At 64.7% G+C, this 845-nt stretch carries 1 protein-coding gene; it reads left to right on the forward strand.

From position 1 onward, the window contains the following. Nucleotides 1-50 precede the first annotated feature (50 nt). Nucleotides 51-818, forward strand: a complete 768-nt coding sequence (locus tag G6045_RS40690; protein ID WP_165337274.1) for a transposase — start codon at nt 51-53, stop codon at nt 816-818. Nucleotides 819-845 lie beyond the last annotated feature (27 nt).

Consider the following 845-nt stretch of genomic DNA (forward strand, 5'->3'; position numbering starts at 1 on the left):
GCCTAGAGGTTGTCCCGTAACCGGTGTGGCTCCTGGGGCGTTGTCCGGTCATGGGTGGGGTGATCTCAGCAGATGATCCGAAATGGATCGAGCCGTTCGTCGGGTTGAGCCCGGAGCAGTTCAACCGACTCGTCGCGCTCGTGCGCCGACGTGGTGGTGACATCCAGCGAGGCCGGCCGTGGCGATTGCCTTTGGAGGACCGGGTCTTGCTGGTAGCCACGTACTGGCGCACGAACCTGACGCTCAGGCAGGTGGCCCCGCTGTTTGGGATCTCGAAGTCGGCCGCGGACCGGATTTTGGACCATCTGGCACCGCTGCTGGCGGTCTCTCCGGCCCGCCGCAAACGGGAAGACACCGTCTACATCGTCGACGGCACGCTGGTCCCCACGCGGGACCGGAGTGTCGCGGCCTCGAGCAAGAACTACCGGTACTCGACAAACCTGCAGGTCGTCATCGACGCCAACAGTCGCCTGGTGGTGGCCATCGGTGATCCCCTGCCCGGCAGTCGCAACGACTGCCGGGCCTTCACCGAGTCCGGAGCCGACCGGATCTGCCGCGGTGTTCGCACCATCGCTGATGGCGGCTACCAAGGCACCGGCCTGCTCATTCCGCACCGAAAACGTCGAGGTCAGGAACATCTGACTCCCGTGCAGGAAGCGGAGAACGCGGTTCACCGCCGCGCTCGCGCACGTGTGGAGCATGCGCTATCCCGCCTGAAGAACTGGAAGATCCTGCGGGACTGCCGACTGAAGGGCAACGGCGTTCACCAGGCCGCACTCGGCATCGCACGCCTTCACAACATGGCCCTCACGGGATAACTCAGACCCCATACGGGACAACCTCTA

Source organism: Streptomyces mesophilus (assembly GCF_011044995.1).
Taxonomy (GTDB): Bacteria; Actinomycetota; Actinomycetes; order Streptomycetales; family Streptomycetaceae; genus Streptomyces; species Streptomyces mesophilus.